Annotated in this window: 12 protein-coding genes; 3 read left to right on the top strand and 9 right to left on the bottom strand. The window is 60.3% G+C overall.

Annotation, left to right across the window (positions count from 1 at the left end; all coding sequences use genetic code 11):
* Positions 1–34: 34 nt before the first annotated feature.
* The 7 genes from AD669_RS09205 to leuC all read right to left on the bottom strand — a co-directional run bounded on the left by AD669_RS09205 (position 35) and on the right by leuC (position 9484).
* Positions 35–2692 (bottom strand): FimV/HubP family polar landmark protein, encoded by a 2658-nt coding sequence (locus tag AD669_RS09205; RefSeq protein ID WP_053118936.1) that lies wholly within the window; start codon positions 2690–2692, stop codon positions 35–37.
* A gap of 208 nt (positions 2693–2900) precedes the next feature.
* Positions 2901–3911: an aspartate-semialdehyde dehydrogenase gene (locus AD669_RS09200; protein WP_053118933.1), complete on the bottom strand. Its 1011-nt coding sequence runs from the start codon at positions 3909–3911 to the stop codon at positions 2901–2903.
* A 278-nt stretch (positions 3912–4189) separates the two neighbouring features.
* Positions 4190–5302, bottom strand: a complete 1113-nt coding sequence (gene asd / locus AD669_RS09195) for an aspartate-semialdehyde dehydrogenase (protein ID WP_008083209.1) — start codon at positions 5300–5302, stop codon at positions 4190–4192.
* 66 nt (positions 5303–5368) lie between these two features.
* Positions 5369–6451 (bottom strand): 3-isopropylmalate dehydrogenase, encoded by a 1083-nt coding sequence (leuB, locus tag AD669_RS09190; RefSeq protein ID WP_053118931.1) that lies wholly within the window; start codon positions 6449–6451, stop codon positions 5369–5371.
* Between the two features lie 54 nt (positions 6452–6505).
* The gene (locus AD669_RS09185) at positions 6506–7273 is read right to left on the bottom strand and encodes a class I SAM-dependent methyltransferase (RefSeq protein ID WP_053118929.1); all 768 of its coding nucleotides are present in this window, start codon (positions 7271–7273) and stop codon (positions 6506–6508) included.
* Positions 7274–7410: 137 nt separating this feature from the next.
* Positions 7411–8055: a 3-isopropylmalate dehydratase small subunit gene (gene leuD, locus AD669_RS09180; RefSeq protein WP_053118928.1), complete on the bottom strand. Its 645-nt coding sequence runs from the start codon at positions 8053–8055 to the stop codon at positions 7411–7413.
* A 10-nt stretch (positions 8056–8065) separates the two neighbouring features.
* Complete coding sequence (gene leuC / locus AD669_RS09175; RefSeq protein ID WP_053118926.1) at positions 8066–9484, bottom strand: 3-isopropylmalate dehydratase large subunit; 1419 nt, start codon at positions 9482–9484, stop codon at positions 8066–8068.
* 147 nt (positions 9485–9631) lie between these two features.
* Here leuC and AD669_RS09170 point away from each other — a divergent pair, with 147 nt between their 5' ends.
* The 3 genes from AD669_RS09170 (at position 9632) to AD669_RS09160 (ending at position 15655) form a co-directional block, all read left to right on the top strand.
* The gene (locus tag AD669_RS09170; RefSeq protein WP_053118923.1) at positions 9632–10522 is read left to right on the top strand and encodes a LysR family transcriptional regulator; all 891 of its coding nucleotides are present in this window, start codon (positions 9632–9634) and stop codon (positions 10520–10522) included.
* A 69-nt stretch (positions 10523–10591) separates the two neighbouring features.
* Positions 10592–13870 carry a PAS domain S-box protein gene (locus AD669_RS09165; protein WP_053118921.1) on the top strand — a complete coding sequence of 1093 codons (3279 nt, stop codon included), beginning with the start codon at positions 10592–10594 and terminating at the stop codon, positions 13868–13870.
* Between the two features lie 93 nt (positions 13871–13963).
* Positions 13964–15655 carry a molecular chaperone HscC gene (locus AD669_RS09160; protein ID WP_053118920.1) on the top strand — a complete coding sequence of 564 codons (1692 nt, stop codon included), beginning with the start codon at positions 13964–13966 and terminating at the stop codon, positions 15653–15655.
* On the opposite strand, the gene AD669_RS09155 is transcribed toward AD669_RS09160, so the two are convergent.
* Together AD669_RS09155 and AD669_RS09150 are read right to left on the bottom strand one after the other, a co-directional pair.
* Positions 15652–18324 carry a DUF805 domain-containing protein gene (locus AD669_RS09155; RefSeq protein ID WP_053118918.1) on the bottom strand — a complete coding sequence of 891 codons (2673 nt, stop codon included), beginning with the start codon at positions 18322–18324 and terminating at the stop codon, positions 15652–15654. The genes AD669_RS09160 and AD669_RS09155 overlap by 4 nt on opposite strands.
* Positions 18321–19016, bottom strand: a complete 696-nt coding sequence (locus AD669_RS09150) for a DUF1266 domain-containing protein (protein WP_053118916.1) — start codon at positions 19014–19016, stop codon at positions 18321–18323. The genes AD669_RS09155 and AD669_RS09150 overlap by 4 nt, the downstream gene beginning before the upstream one ends.
* Positions 19017–19056 lie beyond the last annotated feature (40 nt).

The following is a 19056-nucleotide window of genomic DNA, read 5'->3' as shown; positions in this document are numbered from 1 at the left end:
CTATGGGCTGCCGTTTCGTTTACCGCTGGACTGATTACAAGCTCGACAGCATGTCCTTGGCCTCGCCCCGCTGCTTCTCATCACCCTCGGTCAACACTTCGTTAAGGATGTCGCGCGCGCCGTCGCTGTCGCCCATGTCGATGTAGGCCTGAGCCAGATCGAGTTTGGTCGCCGCTTCGTCGGTGCCGGAGAGGAAGTCGAAATCGTCTTCGCCCAGATCAGCGTCCAGCGCCGCATCAGCTTCGGTAAACGTCGGCTCGGCGATGTTCTGCGACAGACGATCCAGTTCAGCGTTGACGTCATCCAACTCCGCCGCGAACGCATCAGGCTCGGCCGGTGGATTGGAATCCATCTCGTCCGCCAGCGACAGATCGAAATCGGCCGGCAGCTCCAGATCGTCCTGCGGTACGTCAGCCACGACGGGCGGCTCAACCAGCGACAGGTCTTTCACGCCATCGTCCAGATCCAGCAGGAAGTCGTCTTCGGCCAGAGTGGCTGGCGACGGTTCGGCGCCGAGATCCAGATCCAGATCGAAGTCCGACAGGTCGTCCAGGTTTTCTTTGATGTCGGTCTGCTGTTGCAGCACCGATTCAAAGCTCAGATCGTCATCCGCCGGGAATTCGTCGAGTTCGGCCAGTGCTTCCGGCGCTTGCGGCTCAACAACAGGCGCAGGCTCGATCGGCGTGATGTTGTCGAGATCGTCCAGGCTCAGGTCAAACGCGCTGTCGAGATCATCTTCCGCCGGTGCCGGGGCAGCAGCAGGTGCTTCCGGCTCATCCAGCAGCAAGTCTTTGACGTATTGCGCGTCCAGTTCGGCAGCTACAGCGGCAGCGGCCAGACCACCGGCAGCGACAAGGGCCATGGCCGGGAAGCGGCTTTTCAGCTCTTCGACCTTGGCGAAGTTATCGCCATTGGCCACCAGTTGACGTTCCTGAGCGACGAACGCATCGCGATCGCCCTGCTGACCGTAGACTTCCATCAGTTTCAGACGCAGATCACTGCGCTGCGGCTCGAGGCTGACGCCCTCCTCCAGCAACGCAGCAGCCTGATTCAGGCGACCGGCATTGATATGCGATTGCGCTTTGTCGAGCACGTCATCGGAACGCTCGGCGGCTGGAGAAACCAGCGGCGCCGCAATCGGCGTGGCCATGACCACTGGCGTGACGACCGCTGCCGGGGCAGGCGTTGGCGCCGGAGCCGGGGTGTTGAGTGTGACGCTGGCGGCTGGTGTTTCCAGGCCTTCGAAGCTGCTTTCCGGCAGATCCTGTTCAGCGGAGAACTCTTGTTCTTCGGACAACGCACGCGCCATACGCATGTGTTTCTCGGCTTCCTGCTGAGCTTTGCGGCGACGCGCCAGCAGCAACAGCAGAAGCAGCAGAACCACCGCACCGCCACCGATCAGTCCCAACAGGACAGGATTGGTCAGCAGCTCGTTGAAGGTTTTCTCATCATCGACAACCGGTTTTGGCTCGGCAGTCGGCGCCACCGGAGCATCGACTGGCGGTGCAATTGCCGATTCAGGCGTTGGCGACGCGGCCGCTTCTGCCGGAGTTGCAGGCGGTGTCGCAGCCAAATCTGCAGTGATCGCAGGCACCGCTGGATTTGCAGCATTAGCGGCTGGTGCAGCGCCCGAGCCTTCAGCCTGCAGCTTCGCCAGTTGATTGTTCTTCAGCTCGATCAGTTTTTGCAGCTTGTCCATCTGACTTTGCAGATCGGACACGCGGCTCTTCAATTCCTCGTTGTCGCGACGGGTCGTGTCGAGGCTTTCCTGCGTGACCGCCAGTTTATTGCTCAGCGCCTTGGCATCGCCGGCCGGGCCCTTGCCGCGCGCCTTGGCGCTTTCGGCAGACACCAGGCTCAGATTGTCGCTGGCATTTGGCGCAGCGCCGCTATTGCCACGACCTCGATTGGTCGCATCCAGCTGCTGCTGGCCAGTGCCAGGCTTGGCCACGTAACGACGGCCCGAGCGCCAGGCGTCGTTCTGCGCAGCGACTTCTGCAATGGCGGCGGTTTGTGGCAGCGCGGTGCTTTGTGTCGAATCCGGCAGACGCAGCACCTGACCGGTTTTCAAGCGGTTGATGTTGCCACCGATAAAGGCGTCCGGGTTCAGCGCCTGAATCGCCAGCATGGTCTGCTGCACCGAGCCGCCATTACGCGCCTTCGCGGCGATTTCCCACAGGGTATCGCGGGCGGTCGTGGTGTATTGAGTCGAGTGCGTGGCGCCAGTGGTTGGCGCGGTGACGGTTTGCGACGGCGCTGGTTGCGCAGCGGCATCAGCCGTCTGCGGCGAGAACTTCGACGGATCGAGCAGTACGCTGTAGTCGCGCAGCAGACGGCCGTTCGGCCACATCACCTGCACGAGGAATTTCACCATCGGCTCGGACAGCGGCTTGCTCGACGTGACGCGCAGTACGCTTTTGCCGCTGGCGTTGAGCACCGGGGTAAACGTCAGGTCATTGAGGAAGGCCTGGCGATCGACGCCGGCCTTGGCAAAATCTTCGGGTGAAGCCAGGCTCGGCACCACTTCGGCAGCGGTGAGATCCTTGACGTCGAGCAGCTCGATTTCAGCCACCAGCGGCTGGTTCAGGGTCGACTTCAGGGTCAGCTCCCCGAGCCCGAGGGCATGCGCCATACCGGAGGACAGCGCCGAGGCGGCCGCTATTGCTAACACCAGTTTGCGAACTTGAACCATAGCCTCATCCTTTGTTTGAACGTTCCTCGGCCAGCGAGAAGATATTGATTGTCGCTGCCGTAAGGCATTGCGCGCGACGACGACAGATGTCGCGCGCGATCATTTCTTTGATGCCCCGGAAAGTCCCGGAGGGTGACACGTTTTCAACTGCTCCGGGCAAGCATAGCGCTCACCTAGAATCAGTCGACAAATTGTTGCCAAGTATCTTTTACAGCAGGTCTTTTATCAACAATTCAGCCACCTGCACAGCGTTAAGGGCCGCGCCTTTGCGTACGTTATCTGACGTCAGCCACAGATTAAGTTCCGCCGGGTCGTCGACACCGTTGCGCACGCGCCCGACATAGACCACGTCCTGCCCTACTGCGTCACCGACCGCAGTCGGATAATCACCGGCCTCAACCAGCTCAATCCCCGGCGCCGCTTCGAGCGCCGCGTTGACCTTTTCCAGGTCGACGGCCTTCTTCGACTGCAAGGTCACGCTAAAGCTATCGCCAAAAAACACCGGGGCTTGAACGCAAGTTGCGGAAATCTTCAATAAAGGTTGCGCCAGCACCTGACGCAGCTCGCGCACCAGACGTTTTTCCAGCAGCGTGTGCCCGTTCGCGTCCGGCGTGCCGACCTGAGCCAGCAGGTTGAACGCTACCTGCCGGTCAAAAAAGGTTGGCTCCAGCGGGCGCATGTTCAGCAGCTCGGCGGTTTGCCGCGCTAGCTCGGAAACGGCTTCACGACCTTGCGCGGACATCGCCAGACTGGCGCTGACATTGACGTATTGCAGGTCGATCAGATCGAGCAACGGCGTCAATACCACGGCGAGCGTGGTGGCTGACGGGCTCGGGCTGCTGACCTGGAACGGCGCTTTCAGATGGGCGAGTACGGCGGCGTTGGCTTCCGGCACCACTTGCGGCGCCTGATCGGCCGGCAAGGCGCCGGACAAGTCGATCAACGAGCAACCGGCAGCGTGAGCGCGCGCGGCGTAACTCAGGGTGATGGCCGGGCCAGCGGCGAAAAACACCAGTTTGACCTTGCTGAAATCGAACTCGTCGACCTCACGCACGCGCACGTTTTTGTTGCGGAACAGCACCGAGCTACCGGCGGATTCGCTGCTGGCCAGCAGGTGCAGGTTGCCGACCGGAAAGTCGCGTTCTTCGAGAATCTGTACGAGGGTTTCGCCGACAGTACCGGTGGCGCCGATTACGGCAATATCTAGGGTCTGGGTCATGGTGCGAGCCTCTGGCGAAACGGGGGGAGCGGCACTTTACCGGGTGACTGGCGCACAGGCAATTTCTGCCGGGGATTTGCGGCGCCTGCACCAGCCCCTTCGCGAGCAAGCTCGCTCCCACAGTGGATATCGGGCGGACACAACCTGAGTGTTCGGCGCCGATCAAATGTGGGAGCGAGCTTGCTCGCGAAGAGGCTGGCACAGGCACCCGAGAAACTTCAGGCATAAAAAAACCCGCACCTCTTTCAAGGCACGGGCTCTTTCATTGCTTCAAGCGATCAACGCTCGAGCAAAATCCGCAACATGCGACGCAGCGGTTCGGCCGCGCCCCACAGCAGTTGGTCGCCAACGGTGAACGCGCCGAGGAACTGCGAGCCCATGTTGAGCTTGCGCAGACGGCCAACCGGCACATTCAAGGTGCCTGTGACCTTGGTCGGGCTCAGCTCCTGCATGCTGATATCGCGGTTGTTCGGTACCAGCTTGACCCAAGGGTTGTGCTGGCTGATCAGCCCTTCGATATCGGCGATCGGTACGTCTTTGTTCAGCTTGATGGTCAGCGCCTGGCTGTGGCAACGCATGGCGCCGATGCGCACGCAGATGCCGTCGACCGGGATCGGGCTCTTGAAGCGACCGAGGATCTTGTTGGTCTCGGCCTGAGCTTTCCACTCTTCACGGCTCTGGCCGTTCGGCAGTTCCTTGTCGATCCACGGGATCAGGCTGCCGGCCAGCGGTACGCCGAAGTTTTCGGTCGGGTACGCTTCGCTGCGCATGGCATCAGCAACGCGACGGTCGATGTCGAGGATCGCGCTGGCCGGATCGGCCAGTTGATCAGCGACAGCGGCGTGGGTCGCGCCCATTTGCTTGATCAGTTCACGCATGTTCTGCGCGCCGGCACCGGAGGCCGCTTGATAAGTCATGGCGCTCATCCACTCGACCAGACCGGCTTCGAACAGACCGCCCAGGCCCATCAGCATCAGGCTGACGGTGCAGTTGCCGCCGATGTAGTTCTTGGTGCCCGCATCGAGCTGCTGATCGATAACCTTGCGGTTCACCGGATCAAGAATGATGACCGCGTCATCGTTCATGCGCAGGCTCGAAGCTGCGTCGATCCAGTAACCCTGCCAACCGGCTTCGCGCAGTTTCGGGAACACTTCGCTGGTGTAGTCGCCGCCCTGACAGGTCAGAATCACGTCGAGGGTCTTCAGCTCATCAATGCTGTAAGCATCCTTGAGCGGAGCAATGTCCTTGCCCACGGACGGGCCTTGGCCACCGACGTTGGAAGTGGTGAAAAACACCGGCTCGATTAGATCGAAATCCTGCTCTTCCAGCATCCGCTGCATGAGCACGGAACCGACCATTCCGCGCCAACCGATCAGACCTACACGTTTCATCGCAACTACACCTTCTTGAAAAGTGGGCCGCTGCTTTGTATTGAATTTCGCAGCGGGCCCGAGAGATTACAGATTCCGCAGCGCGGCGACTACTGCGTCGCCCATTTCCTGCGTACCGACTTTGGTGCAACCGGCCGAATAGATGTCGCCCGTGCGCAGACCCTGGTCGAGCACGACGCTGACGGCTTTTTCGATGGCATCAGCCGCATCCTGCAGATTGAAGCTGTAACGCAGCATCATCGAGACCGACAGAATGGTCGCCAACGGGTTGGCAATACCTTTGCCGGCGATGTCCGGAGCGGAACCGTGGCAAGGCTCGTACATGCCCTTGTTGTTGGTGTCCAGCGACGCCGACGGCAGCATGCCGATGGAACCGGTGAGCATCGACGCCTGATCGGACAGGATGTCGCCGAACATGTTGTCGGTGACGATCACGTCGAACTGCTTCGGCGCGCGCACCAGTTGCATCGCGGCGTTGTCGACGTACATGTGGCTCAGTTCGACCTGCGGGTAATCCTTGGCCACTTCTTCAACAATTTCACGCCACAGTTGGCTGGACGCCAGCACGTTGGCCTTGTCCACCGAGCAGAGCTTTTTGCTACGCACCATGGCCATGTCGAAACCGACGCGGGCGATGCGGCGGATTTCGCTTTCGCTATACGGCAGCGTGTCGTAGGACTGACGCTCGCCGTTTTCCAAAGTGCGGGTGCCGCGTGGTGCGCCGAAGTAGATGCCACCGGTCAACTCGCGAACGATGAGGATGTCCAGACCGGCAACGATTTCCGGCTTCAGGCTCGAAGCCTCGGCCAGTTGCGGGTACAGAATCGCCGGACGCAGGTTGCCGAACAGGCCCAGTTGCGCACGGATTTTCAGCAGGCCGCGCTCAGGGCGGATATCACGTTCGATGGTGTCCCATTTCGGCCCGCCGACAGCGCCCAGCAGTACGGCATCGGCAGCGCGGGCGCGGTCGAGGGTTTCGTCGGCCAGCGGCACGCCGTGCTTGTCGATGGCCGCGCCACCGATCAGGTCATGGCTCAGCTCGAAGCCCAGGCTGTATTTGTCGTTGGCCAGTTCCAGCACCTTGACCGCTTCGGCCATGATTTCCGGACCAATACCGTCACCTGGGAGAATCAGAATCTGCTTGCTCATGCTTTCCTCGTGTCTTCAGTCGGTGCGCCATCTGAGGCGCGCCCGGAAAAATTCTTAGCGCTCAGCCATCAATACGATTACATCTGTACTGAACGAGCCGTCCGCATCAATCTCAAAATATTCGCGCACTTCGTTGCCCATCGACTGCTGCAACTGGCGGATCGCGGCGCGCATCACTTCGGGTGTGCGCATGCGCTCAACCCAAGTGGTGTACTCCAGACGCAGGCGCTGACGCGTGGTGCTACGCACATGCAAACCGGCCTCGCTGACCTGGCGCAGCCATTCAGCGGCAGAATAATCGCGCACATGGCTGGTGTCGCGCAGCACTTCGACGCTTTGCAGGTAAGTGTCGAACAACGGACTGCCCGGTGACAACACGTCAACGAACGCCGCCACACCGCCCGGCTTCAGCACCCGACGCACTTCGCGCAGGGCTACACCGAGATCGCTCCAGTGATGCGCCGAATAACGGCTGAACACGAAGTCGAACTCGCCATCGGCAAACGGCAGACGCTCGGCGGCACCGTTGACCGTGGCAATGTTGCCGATACCGCGATCAATCGCAGCGGCGGCGACCACGTCGAGCATTTGCTGCGACAGGTCGTAAGCGACCACTTCCTTGACCAGCGATGCCACGTGAAAACTGACGTGACCGGCGCCACAACCCAAGTCCAGCACACGAGCCTCGCCCTGCCCGGCCAGCTCCGCCTGTAGCAGCGCGAATTCGGTGCCTTGAGCGTGAACGGCGCTGCTCAGGTAGGCGGCGGCCTGCTCACCGAATTGCTTTTGTACGACCTGGGTGTGTTGGGCGGTGCTGGTCATGGTCACATCCTGTATTTGCGTTGTTTGGGCTGGCCCCTTCGCGAGCAGGCTCGCTCCCACATTTGAAATGCATTCCCCTGTGGGAGCGAGCTTGCTCGCGAAGAGGCCAGCCTGAACTGCATCAATTCAAAACTTGCTTATGCGTCGCGAAACAACCACGGCTGGCTAACCCGATGCCTGGCCTCAAACGTCGCAATCGCATCACCGTCCTGCAGGGTCAGCCCGATATCATCCAGACCGTTCAACAGGCAATGCTTACGGAACGCATCAATCTCAAAGCTGTACACCTTGCCATTCGGGCTGGTCACGGTCTGCGCTTGCAGATCGACCTGCAATTGATAACCCGGCTCAGCCTCGACCTGCTTGAACAACTCATCGACTTCAGCGTCGCTGAGGATGATCGGCAGCAAGCCGTTCTTGAAGCTGTTGTTGAAGAAAATGTCGGCATAGCTCGGCGCGATGATGCTGCGGAACCCGTATTCTTCCAGCGCCCATGGCGCGTGTTCACGGCTGGAGCCGCAACCGAAGTTCTCGCGGGCCAGCAACACGCTGGCGCCTTGATAACGCTCGGCGTTGAGGACGAAGTCCTTGTTCAGCGGACGCTTGGAGTTGTCCTGATACGGTTGCCCGACATCGAGGTAACGCCATTCATCGAACAGGTTCGGGCCGAAACCGGTGCGCTTGATCGACTTCAAAAACTGTTTCGGAATGATTTGGTCAGTGTCGACGTTGGCACGATCCAAAGGCGCGACAAGACCAGTGTGCTGGGTAAAAGCTTTCATGCTGCGCTCCTTAAATCAATTCGCGAACGTCGATGAAACGACCGTTCACCGCTGCCGCCGCCGCCATGGCCGGGCTGACGAGGTGGGTACGGCCACCGGCGCCCTGACGGCCTTCGAAGTTACGGTTGGAGGTCGAGGCGCAATGCTCGCCGGACTCCAAACGATCCGGGTTCATCGCCAGGCACATCGAGCAACCCGGCTCACGCCATTCGAAACCGGCTTCGAGGAAAATCTTGTCGAGACCTTCGGCCTCTGCCTGCGCCTTCACCAGACCCGAACCCGGCACCACGATCGCTTGCTTGATGGTCGAAGCGACTTTACGGCCCTTGGCGATCACCGCCGCAGCGCGCAAATCTTCGATCCGCGAGTTGGTGCAGGAGCCGATAAACACGCGATCCAGTTGAATGTCAGTGATCGCCTGATTGGCGGTCAAACCCATGTATTTCAGGGCACGGACGATCGAGTCGCGTTTGACCAGATCCATCTCTTTGGCTGGATCCGGCACGTTCTGATCAACGGCCAAAACCATCTCAGGCGAAGTGCCCCAGCTGACTTGCGGCTTGATCTGAGTAGCGTCGAGTTCAACCACGGTGTCGAACCTGGCGTCGGCGTCGGAGACCAGGTCTTTCCAGGACTCGACGGCCATGTCCCATTCCGCGCCTTTCGGAGCAAATGGACGGCCCTTCACGTAGTCGACAGTCTTCTGATCCGCTGCCACCAAACCTACGCGGGCGCCGGCTTCGATGGACATGTTGCAGATGGTCATGCGGCCTTCAACGGACAAATCGCGGATCGCGCTGCCGGCGAATTCGATGGCGTGGCCGTTACCGCCGGCGGTGCCGATCTTGCCGATCACCGCGAGGACGATGTCCTTGGCGGTCACGCCGAACGGCAATTGCCCTTCAACGCGCACCAGCATGTTTTTCATTTTCTTGGCGACCAGGCACTGCGTGGCGAGCACGTGCTCGACCTCGGAAGTGCCGATACCGTGCGCCAAAGCGCCAAACGCGCCGTGGGTCGAGGTGTGCGAATCGCCGCAGACCACGGTCATGCCCGGCAAGGTCGCGCCCTGCTCCGGGCTGATCACGTGGACGATGCCTTGGCGGACGTCGTTCATCTTGAACTCGACAATGCCGTATTCATCGCAGTTGTCGTCGAGGGTCTGAACCTGCAAACGCGAGACCTGATCGGCAATGGCTTCGATGCCGCCCTTGCGCTCTGGCGTGGTCGGTACGTTGTGATCCGGGGTCGCGATGTTGGCATCGATGCGCCAAGGCTTGCGCCCGGCCAGACGCAGACCTTCAAAGGCTTGCGGCGAAGTCACTTCGTGAATGATGTGACGATCGATGTAGATCAGCGCAGAGCCATCGTCGCGCTGCTTGACCAAATGCGAATCCCAGAGCTTGTCGTAGAGCGTTTTGCCGGCCATCAGACGGTTCCTCATCAGCTTGTTTCTATGCCCCGGGCCTTGAACGTTTCAATAACCCTTTGGCTTGTGAGGTCGATCCTATGGGGTTACATTAAATAACTCAAATTCATATTTTTTATGCTTTGGATAACCAACTGGAATACCACCATGGATCTGGCCAACCTCAACGCTTTTATTGCCATCGCCGAGACCGGCAGCTTCTCCGGCGCCGGCGAACGCTTGCACCTGACGCAGCCTGCCATCAGCAAACGTATCGCCGGTCTGGAGCAGCAACTGAAGGTGCGTCTGTTTGATCGCCTCGGCCGTGAAGTCGGCCTGACCGAAGCCGGCCGCGCCCTGCTGCCACGGGCCTACCAGATTCTCAACGTGCTCGATGACACCCGCCGCGCGCTGACCAACCTGACCGGCGAAGTCAGCGGGCGCCTGACCCTGGCGACCAGTCACCACATCGGCCTGCACCGTTTGCCACCGCTATTAAGGGAGTTCACCCGCCGTTACCCACAGGTCGCGCTGGATATTCAGTTCCTCGATTCGGAAGTGGCCTACGAAGAAATTCTCCATGGCCGCGCCGAGTTGGCGGTGATCACCCTGGCGCCAGAGCCGCATGCGCTGGTTAAAGCCACGCCGGTGTGGGACGACCCGCTGGATTTCGTGGTCGCCCCGGAGCATTCGCTGATCAGCAACGGCGCCGTCAGCCTGGCGGACATTGCCGGCCATCCGGCGGTTTTCCCCGGTGGCAACACATTTACTCACCATATTGTCCAACGACTGTTCGAGGCTCAGGGCCTGACGCCGAACATCGCCATGAGCACCAACTATCTGGAAACCATCAAGATGATGGTCTCGATCGGCCTGGCCTGGAGCGTGCTACCGCGCACGATGCTCGATGATCAGGTGGCAAGCATCGCTTTGCCGGGCATACAGCTGCGGCGCCAGCTAGGCTATATCTTGCACACTGAACGGACGCTATCGAACGCGGCTCGCGCCTTTATGGCCTTGCTGGACGCACAAATCGATCTGCCAGGGACTCTCGGCTGACTTGTGCTACTCCTATAGAGCCGCGTTTCCCTGTGCCTAACGCATAAACCAGCTCAAGGCCCGTAACCAATGCCGAAATCTGTTGACCGTATCCCGCCGATGCCGCGCATTCAGGCAATTGATCCACGGCATTCCGAGCAGAGCTGGGAAAGTGCGCCGCAATTGCTCGCGGCGCTCAACGGCGCCCGACTCGGCGCCTGGTATTGGGACATCGAGCGCGGGCAGATCAGTTGGTCGCGGGGCACGCAGGCATTGTTCGGCTTCGATCCACGCCAGCCGCTGCCGGCCGACCTTGAATACCTCGATTTATTGCCTCCGGAAGATCGCGCGAAAACCGTGCGCGCCTTCCACGCGGTGATTGCCGGTGCGCCGCTGGAGCAAGCGATGCACCACCGCATCCAATGGCCCGACGGCAGCCTGCACTGGCTGGAGATCAGCGGCAGTCTGCTGCCGGATAAAAACGGCCGCCCCCGAATGATCGGGGTGATTCGCGAAATCACCCACCAGCGCCAACGCGAGCAAGCGCTGAGCAGCTCGGAGAAACGTTTCGCCACACTATTTCACCTATGTCCCAACATGGTTTTGCTCACCCGTCAGGAAGACGGACTGATCAGCGAGGCCAATCAGTATTTTGAAAGCCTGTTCGGCTGGCCGGTGCAGAGCGCCATCGGCCGTACCACGCTGGAACTCGGTTTGTGGGTGCATCCCGAACAACGCGCCGAACTGGTCAAAAAGACCAACACCAAAGGCGAACTGATCGCCATGGAAGTGCAGTTCCGTGCGAGCAACGGCCAGATCCACGACGGCATTCTCAGCGCGCAGAAGGTCGAACTGGAAGGCCAACCCTATCTGCTCAGCACCTTCCTCGACACCACCGAACGCAAAGCTGCCGAACACGCCTTGAAGGACAGCCAGGAACGTCTCGACCTCGCGCTGGACTCGGCGCAACTCGGCACGTGGGACTGGCACATCCCCAGCGGCATGCTTTACGGCTCGGCACGCGCCGCGCAGTTGCACGGGCTGGAAGCGAAACCGTTCCATGAATCGTTCGATGAATTCTTCGAAGGCGTGCCCGGCGAAGAACGCGACAGCATGCGCGACGCCTACCGTTCCCTGCGCGAAGGCCCGGCAGGCAATTATCAACTGACCTATCGCGTGCAACTGCCGGACGGCAGCTCGCGCTATCTGGAAAGCCGCGCCCGCCTCTACCGCGACGACAACGGCGCGCCGCTGCGCATGGCTGGCACGCTGCTCGACATCACCGATCAGGTTGAGCGCGAGCAGCGCCTGGTCGCCTCAGAAGAAAAATTCGCCACGCTGTTCCAGGTCAGCCCCGACCCGATTTGCGTCACGCGCCAGGACAGCGGCGAGTTCATCGAGATCAATAACAGCTTTACCCAGACTTTCGGCTGGAGTGCCGGCGACGTGATTGGCCACACTGCCGAAGAAATCGGCCTGTGGGACGCTTCGGCAAAAAGTCTGCAACGCATCGAACGGGTAATTCGCGAACAGGGCCTGAGCAACGTCGCAATCATCGTTCAGCACAAGGACGGCCAGTCGCTGACCTGCGTGATTTCTAGTCGGCAGATCAGCGTCGGCGATCAACCGTGCATCGTCACCACCCTGCGCGACATTACTCAGCAGCAACGCTCGGAAGCCGCACTGAAGGCCAGCGAAGAGAAATTCGCCAAGGCGTTTCACTCAAGCCCCGACGCGATCACCATCACCGAACGTGATTCCGGGCGCTATCTGGAAGTTAACGACGGTTTCTGCCGCCTCACCGGTTATCGCGCTGAAGAGGTCGTCGGTAAAACCGTGTATCAGGTCGGCATCTGGGCCGAGGAGAAACAGCGCTCGGCGCTACTCGCCGAGTTACAAATCAAGGGCCGCGTGCACCATCAGGAAATGCTTGGGCGCAACAAGCGCGGGGAAATGCTCACGGTCGAAGTCTCGGTCGAGCCGATCACCCTCAATGAAACCGCGTGCCTGCTGCTGACCGCCCGCGACGTCAGTCTGCTGAAAAATGCCGAAGCACAAATTCGCCATCTGGCTTATCACGATCCACTGACCAACCTGCCCAACCGCGCCTTGCTGATGGATCGCCTGAGCCAGCAGATCGCCCTGCTCAAGCGCCATAACCTGCGCGGCGCCTTGCTGTTTCTCGATCTCGATCACTTCAAGCACATCAACGATTCCCTCGGCCATCCGGTCGGCGACACGGTGTTGAAGATCATCACCGCGCGCCTTGAAGCCAGCGTGCGCATGGAAGACACCGTCGCGCGCCTCGGCGGTGATGAGTTTGTGGTGCTGCTCAGCGGTCTGGAAGGTTCGCGCAACGAAGTCAGTGCGCAAGTGCGCGAACTGGCCGACACCATCCGCGAATTGCTTTCGGAACCGATGTTCCTCGATGGCCAGCGCCTGCAAGTGACGCCGAGCATCGGTGTGGCGCTGATTCCCGATCACGGCTCGACCCCGACCGATCTGCTCAAACGCGCCGATATCGCGCTGTACCGGGCCAAGGATTCCGGGCGCAATACCACGCAGATGTACCACAACACCATGCAGAAAGCGGCCAGCGAGCGGCTGCGCATGGAGACCGATTTGCGTCTGGCGCTGTCGCGCGGTGAATTCAACGTGCACTTCCAGCCGCAGATCGATGCCCGCAACAACCAGATCATCGGCGCCGAAGCGCTGGTGCGCTGGAACCACCCGGAACTCGGCGCGCAATCGCCCACCGAATTCATCAAGGTTCTGGAAGACAGCGGCCTGATTCTCGAAGTCGGCACGTGGATCCTCGACGAAGCCTGCGACGCCTTCAAACAGCTGATCGGACTGAAACTGGTCGACCCGCTCAACTTCAGCCTGTGCGTGAACATCAGCCCGCGCCAGTTCCGCCAGAACGACTTCGTCGAACGCATCGAACACAGCATGATCAGCCACGGCTTGCCCTGCTCGCTGCTGAAACTGGAAATCACCGAAGGCATCGTCATCCAGAACCTGGAAGACACCATCAGCAAAATGCGTCGCCTGAAAAAACTCGGCGTGAGCTTCGCCATGGACGATTTCGGCACAGGGTATTCGTCGCTGACGTACCTCAAGCGCTTGCCGGTGGACACGCTGAAAATCGATCAGTCGTTTATCCGTGATGCGACGACGGATCCGAACGATGCCGAGATCATCCGCGCAATCGTCGCGATGGCGCGCAGTCTGGAGCTGGAAGTGATCGCCGAAGGGGTGGAGACGCCGGAGCAGTTGGCGTTTTTGCAGGGATTAGGTTGCCATTTGTATCAGGGTTATCTGCACAGCCGGCCGGTGGCGCTGGATGATTTGAAGGTGTTGCTGGAATAACACGCATGACAGCGCCGGATGCAACTGTCAGGCAATTGCCATGGTTTGCGCCAACCTGTAGGGTCGCGTTTTTGCGCCGTTTCGAGATCTTTCATGCAGGATGCATCCCTCCCCCGCCCGGCTTTGCTGGGCATCGACCTTGGCACCACCAACAGCCTGATCGCTGTTTGGCAGGACGGTCAGGCCCGACTGGTTCCCAACGCCCTCGGCGATGTGCTCACGCCCTCGGTGATCAGCCTCGATGAAGACGACACGGTTCTGGTCGGCAAAGCCGCCCGCGCCCGTCTGACCACCCACCCGGAGCGCAGTGCTGCGGCGTTCAAGCGTTTCATGGGCAGCGATAAAAAGGTCGAACTCGGCACCCGCGCTTTCAGTCCGGAAGAGTTGTCGGCGCTGGTGCTCAGCTCACTCAAACAGGACGCCGAAGCGTTTCTAGGCCATCCGGTCACTGAAGCGGTGATTTCGGTGCCGGCGTATTTCAGTGACGAACAACGCAAACGCACGCTGTTTGCCGCTGAACTGGCCGGGCTCGCAGTGACACGCCTGATCAACGAGCCAACTGCCGCGGCCATGGCGTACGGGCTGCATGAGCAGAAGTTCGAGCGCACGTTGATCTTCGATCTGGGCGGCGGAACCTTCGATGTCACCGTGCTGGAATATGCGTTACCACTGATCGAAGTACACGCGTCGACCGGTGACAACTTTCTCGGCGGCGAAGACTTCACCGCCGCGCTGCTGCAGGCCTGCCTGAAACACTGGCAACTGACCCCGGCCATGGTCGATGCGCAAAGCATGGCCAGCCTCGGTGATGCGCTGGAACAGCTCAAATGCAAACTCGGCGAAGGTATTCAACAACTGAGCTGGCGCCACGCCGACAAGACCTTCGAATGGTCACTGGACGAAGCGGCTGCGGTAAAGATCTGGGAACCGCTGCTGGCCCGTTTGCGTGCGCCGATCGAACAGGCGCTGCGCGATGCCCGCCTCAAGCCGCGCGACCTCGACAGCCTGGTGCTGGTCGGCGGTGCCACGCGCATGCCGGCGGTGCAGCAAATGGTTGCCACGCTGTTCGGGCGCCTGCCTTATCGGCATCTTGATCCGGATACCATTGTGGCGCTCGGCGCGGCGACGCAAGCGGCGTGCAAGGCGCGTGACGGTGCAGTAGAAGAGTTGATCCTGACCGATGTCTGCCCCTACACGCTGGGCATTTCGACCATGCGTGGAGAAGGCATCAAAGGCGCGTTTTCGCCCATTATCGAGCGCAACACCATCATCCCGACCTCAAGGGTGGAGCGTTACCACACAACCTCTCCTCGACAGGAAGTGATCCGTATTGCGGTCTATCAGGGCGAACGTCCGTGGGTGCGCGACAACATCTTTATCGATGCTTTCGATGTCACGCTGACGCCCAGGGATGATATCCAGGCGCTGGATGTGCGCTTCAGTTATGACATCAACGGTTTGCTCGAAGTTGACGTCACCCTGCCTGAGACGGGCGAACGCCACAGCCACAGCATTGACCGCAGCCCGACCGGACTCGATGCGCAATCGCGGCAAACCAGTCATGAACGCTTGAGTACGCTGAAAATTCACCCCCGCGACACTTTGCCCAACCGAACCCTGCTGGCTCGACTGGAACGGGCGTGGACGCAAAGTCTGGGCGAAGAGCGCCAGCGGATTGCCGACTGGCTGGACAGTTTCAATACGGTGCTGGGCAGCCAGCGATCGGAAGAAATCGCCAACCACCGCTCACAACTCAACAAGGCACTGGATGAGTTGCGCCTCTAGCCGATGAGTCGCCGCAAGGTCGCCTGCAAACCACCGGACAGGGTGTCTTCACCGCCACTGTCCGGCGGCACGCCATAACGATTGGGCAGCGTCTCTCCGGGAAAACCGAACAGTATCAGCGGCAGGAATGGCAATACCGGCGACAGGATTACCAAAATCAGCAACATCGGAATGCCCCGCCCCATGTCATGCAAACGGCGCAGGATCGCACCTAGCAGGAACGCCAGGCCCAGCAGCAACACGACGATGCCGGACACAGGCGTACCGCTGAGCAACGCCGCCACGGGCGTTACCAGCAACGCGCCAATCACTTGCCAGATAAACGCCCCGCGTCCCAGCCGGGTGCCCAGGCGCCAGAACGCACTGGCGGGAGTTGGACGGGTCTCTGCCTTGGCTAGCAGCAAACGCTCCGACCACGACAGCAATGCGCTGAATGCGAAGCGCAGACCGAGTCCGTTTTCCGGGTCATCCTTGGCCCGCTGCATGCGTAACAGGATTTTCTGTCTTGGCACGCCCAGATTGCCAAAACGCACGAGATCCTTCAGCACATCCAGTGCCAGGTAAAAGGCGTCGCTGATACCCTCCTCCGTGAGAGCCTCACGGGGCGGGTGAACAGGCTCACCCTTGATCAGACTGTGACGGAAGCCGTCGAACCAGTCTTGAGGATTGACCACCTCAGTGATACTTCCCAGCAGGTATTTGCGCTGTTGCGCAGTGAGCAACGGATCGTGGTAAAGGACGCCGCCCAAGAGCATGCGCCCGAGCAAATCCTCGTTGAAGCTGGCGATGTCGCTGCGCATGCACTCGAACAGACGGTCATTTCCCAACAGTCGGGTGCTGTCGAGCGCCTCATGCACACTGAACAACTTACGCGCGAGCAGCGAGTGCACCGGATCAACCGCTTGCAGCCAGCCGAGCAGGCCACTGGCACTGCCCTGCTCGCGATTCAGGCGACAGAGCAGCGGCTGCAAACGGGCCAACGGGTGTTCGCGCGCAATGTTCATGGTGTCGACGCAGTGTGCCGATTGCGCGTCCAGCCAACGCGTCGGATCGTCGAGGGTGGCCAGCAGGTAAATCGCCTGACGATGCCATTCCCAGACATCAGAATGGCTATCAATGGCCGGCAGCAGCATGCCGTGCGCGGCCAGTTGCACTTGCAACTTAAGCCCCGCGAGCCGTTCATCACGTTTGTCCAGACTGAACGCTTCGGCAAGCCGCGCCAGCGATCGGGCGTCGTAAGCGCGCAAACGGCGCATCCACAGCAGACTGAGCTCAAGCGGTTCGCCCTTTTCCAGCCCCGGCGGGGGTGTCGATGCCGAGTCGCTAGCCAGAAACGCTTCCAGGGCCTGAGGAATCGGTGCCTGGGTCAACCAGCAGATCTGCTGACCGGCCTGATACTGCAAGCCCTCCAGCACCAGTTGATCGAGCACATCCGCCGGCACAGGTGCCTCCATGATGCGTTGCAGCAATGGCACATCACCACGGTGCAAAGCCCAGGCATGCTGGTAGAGCATTTGCAGCGCCCGGTCATCATTGTCAATGATCAGCGTCGCCAACAACGGCAGCTCGTCACCACTGATACGCCATTCGACAAATGCACCGGCAATGTCCTGCAACTCGAGCTGCCTGGCCCGGAACCAACGCCCGAGTGTTTCCGGACGCTGCGATGGACTGCCGTATTCTTGGGTGACATCGCTGAGATCCTCGGACCAGTCACGGAAGTTTTCCAGACGATCAAAAGCCTGAATCAGCAGCGGCAATCGCTGAGGCTGGTGACGCGCGCACAATGCCAGTAACCACGTAGCCGCTTTTGGATGCTGATGTTCGCGCCAGAGCCGCACCCACGCCTGCAGTGCCAACTCTTCCATTCCCAGCGCACTGCGCTGACAGGCCAACAGATACAGCCAGTCAACATCTTCAGGCGCAAGCCGATGCTGCTCGCTGATAATGTCGAGAAAATTTTTGTTGGCGATATCAGCCTGACTGAACTGTATGGCCAGGCGTTGCAACAACCCGTCATCAACAGGCAGCGGGATGCAGGTGTGCAGGCCGGCGAAATGACGGTAGTCGTCGAGCGATGCTTCGCGGTGCAGGTGATTCAGGGTGCGCACGTACCAGAGTGTTTCCAACTGCGCGACAGCGGGCCAATGGCTCATCAACGAGGTGTCGAACGGATCCGCCGCGCTGATCCGCTGCAAAAACTCGTCGACATACCGCGCGTTGTCGAAATCCAGATCCAGCATGCGGCTTGCCCAGCCCAGGCGCTGGGCCAACAAACGGGCGCAAACATGGGAAATCGGGCCGGCGTCGAGCAACTCGCGCAGCAATGACCAGCAAACGTCGTCCAGCACCTCCAGCGGCAGACGGTCCAGTTCAAGGTTGAATGCCTGCCAGGCCGCCGGGTGGAAGCGACGTGCTGGATCAAGCAGCAATGCTTCAAAGTCGGCCATCGTCTGATCGGCAGGACTGACCTCATGGGCAACCGGTTGATCCGGCTCGGCGACTTCCTCGCGGGCAAAGCGCAATGCCAGTTCATAGGCCTCACGCAGCGCCTGAAAACCTTCCGGATCGGTTTCCGGGTGGTGCTGCGGCAAGCGCGCGCGATAGGCGCCGCGAATCACGTCGTTGTCTTTGGTGGGCTCGATACCCAAGCGAATCCAGCAGCTCATGACCAGTCGAACTCCCCTAGCGAATCAGGCCGCTCGGGTAGATGCAGGGGCATATCCCACGGCAATTGCGCGAACAGCGCGCGCGCATCACGATCAAGCTTTCTGATGACCACGGTGGTGCCTATGTAATCGCCTTGCCGGTCATATTCGTGCTCTAGCTCTTCATCCTTGTTGCCTAGGCAATGCCAGAAGGCTTTGCCGAAGACAAAGCCGTTCAGGTAGCTCGTCCAACTGTCGTAGTAGTAGCGCGCGCGTGCTGCCATGCGACCGTGCAGCCAAAGGCTTTCGGTGAGATCGATCCAGCCGTGCAGCACCGCAGAGCGCAGCAGAAAACCCATGCGGCCAAGGTCCCAGGCACGGATACCACCTGAGCCACACTCGCCAAATGTGCGACTGGCGAATTCGTAGAAAGCTCGCTGGCGGGTGTCGAGTGTTGCGAGCAAGGCCTGCCATTCGGACGGCAGACACCGCTCCCACTGCCGATAGGCTTCGTTCAACTGCGTAGCGTGGCCATCATCGGCAGTACGCAGCATGTCCAACAGTTGTTCGCGCGTAGTGATGCCCCAACCGCCTTCGACATCGACATGTTTGAGGTCGAAGCAATAGGTGGGTGCGGTGTAATCGGCGTCGGGATTGAGGGCGACCAAAGGCGCAGAAAGCGCATATAGCCAGCGCTGTTCCATTTCGTCCATGAACAAAGGCTCCGGGGCCAGCGGGAATTAGGGAGTGCCG

It is taken from the genome of Pseudomonas sp. P1.31 (assembly GCF_001269815.1).
GTDB lineage: Bacteria > Pseudomonadota > Gammaproteobacteria > Pseudomonadales > Pseudomonadaceae > Aquipseudomonas > Aquipseudomonas rustica.
This window is presented reverse-complemented; position numbering and strand designations above follow the sequence as displayed.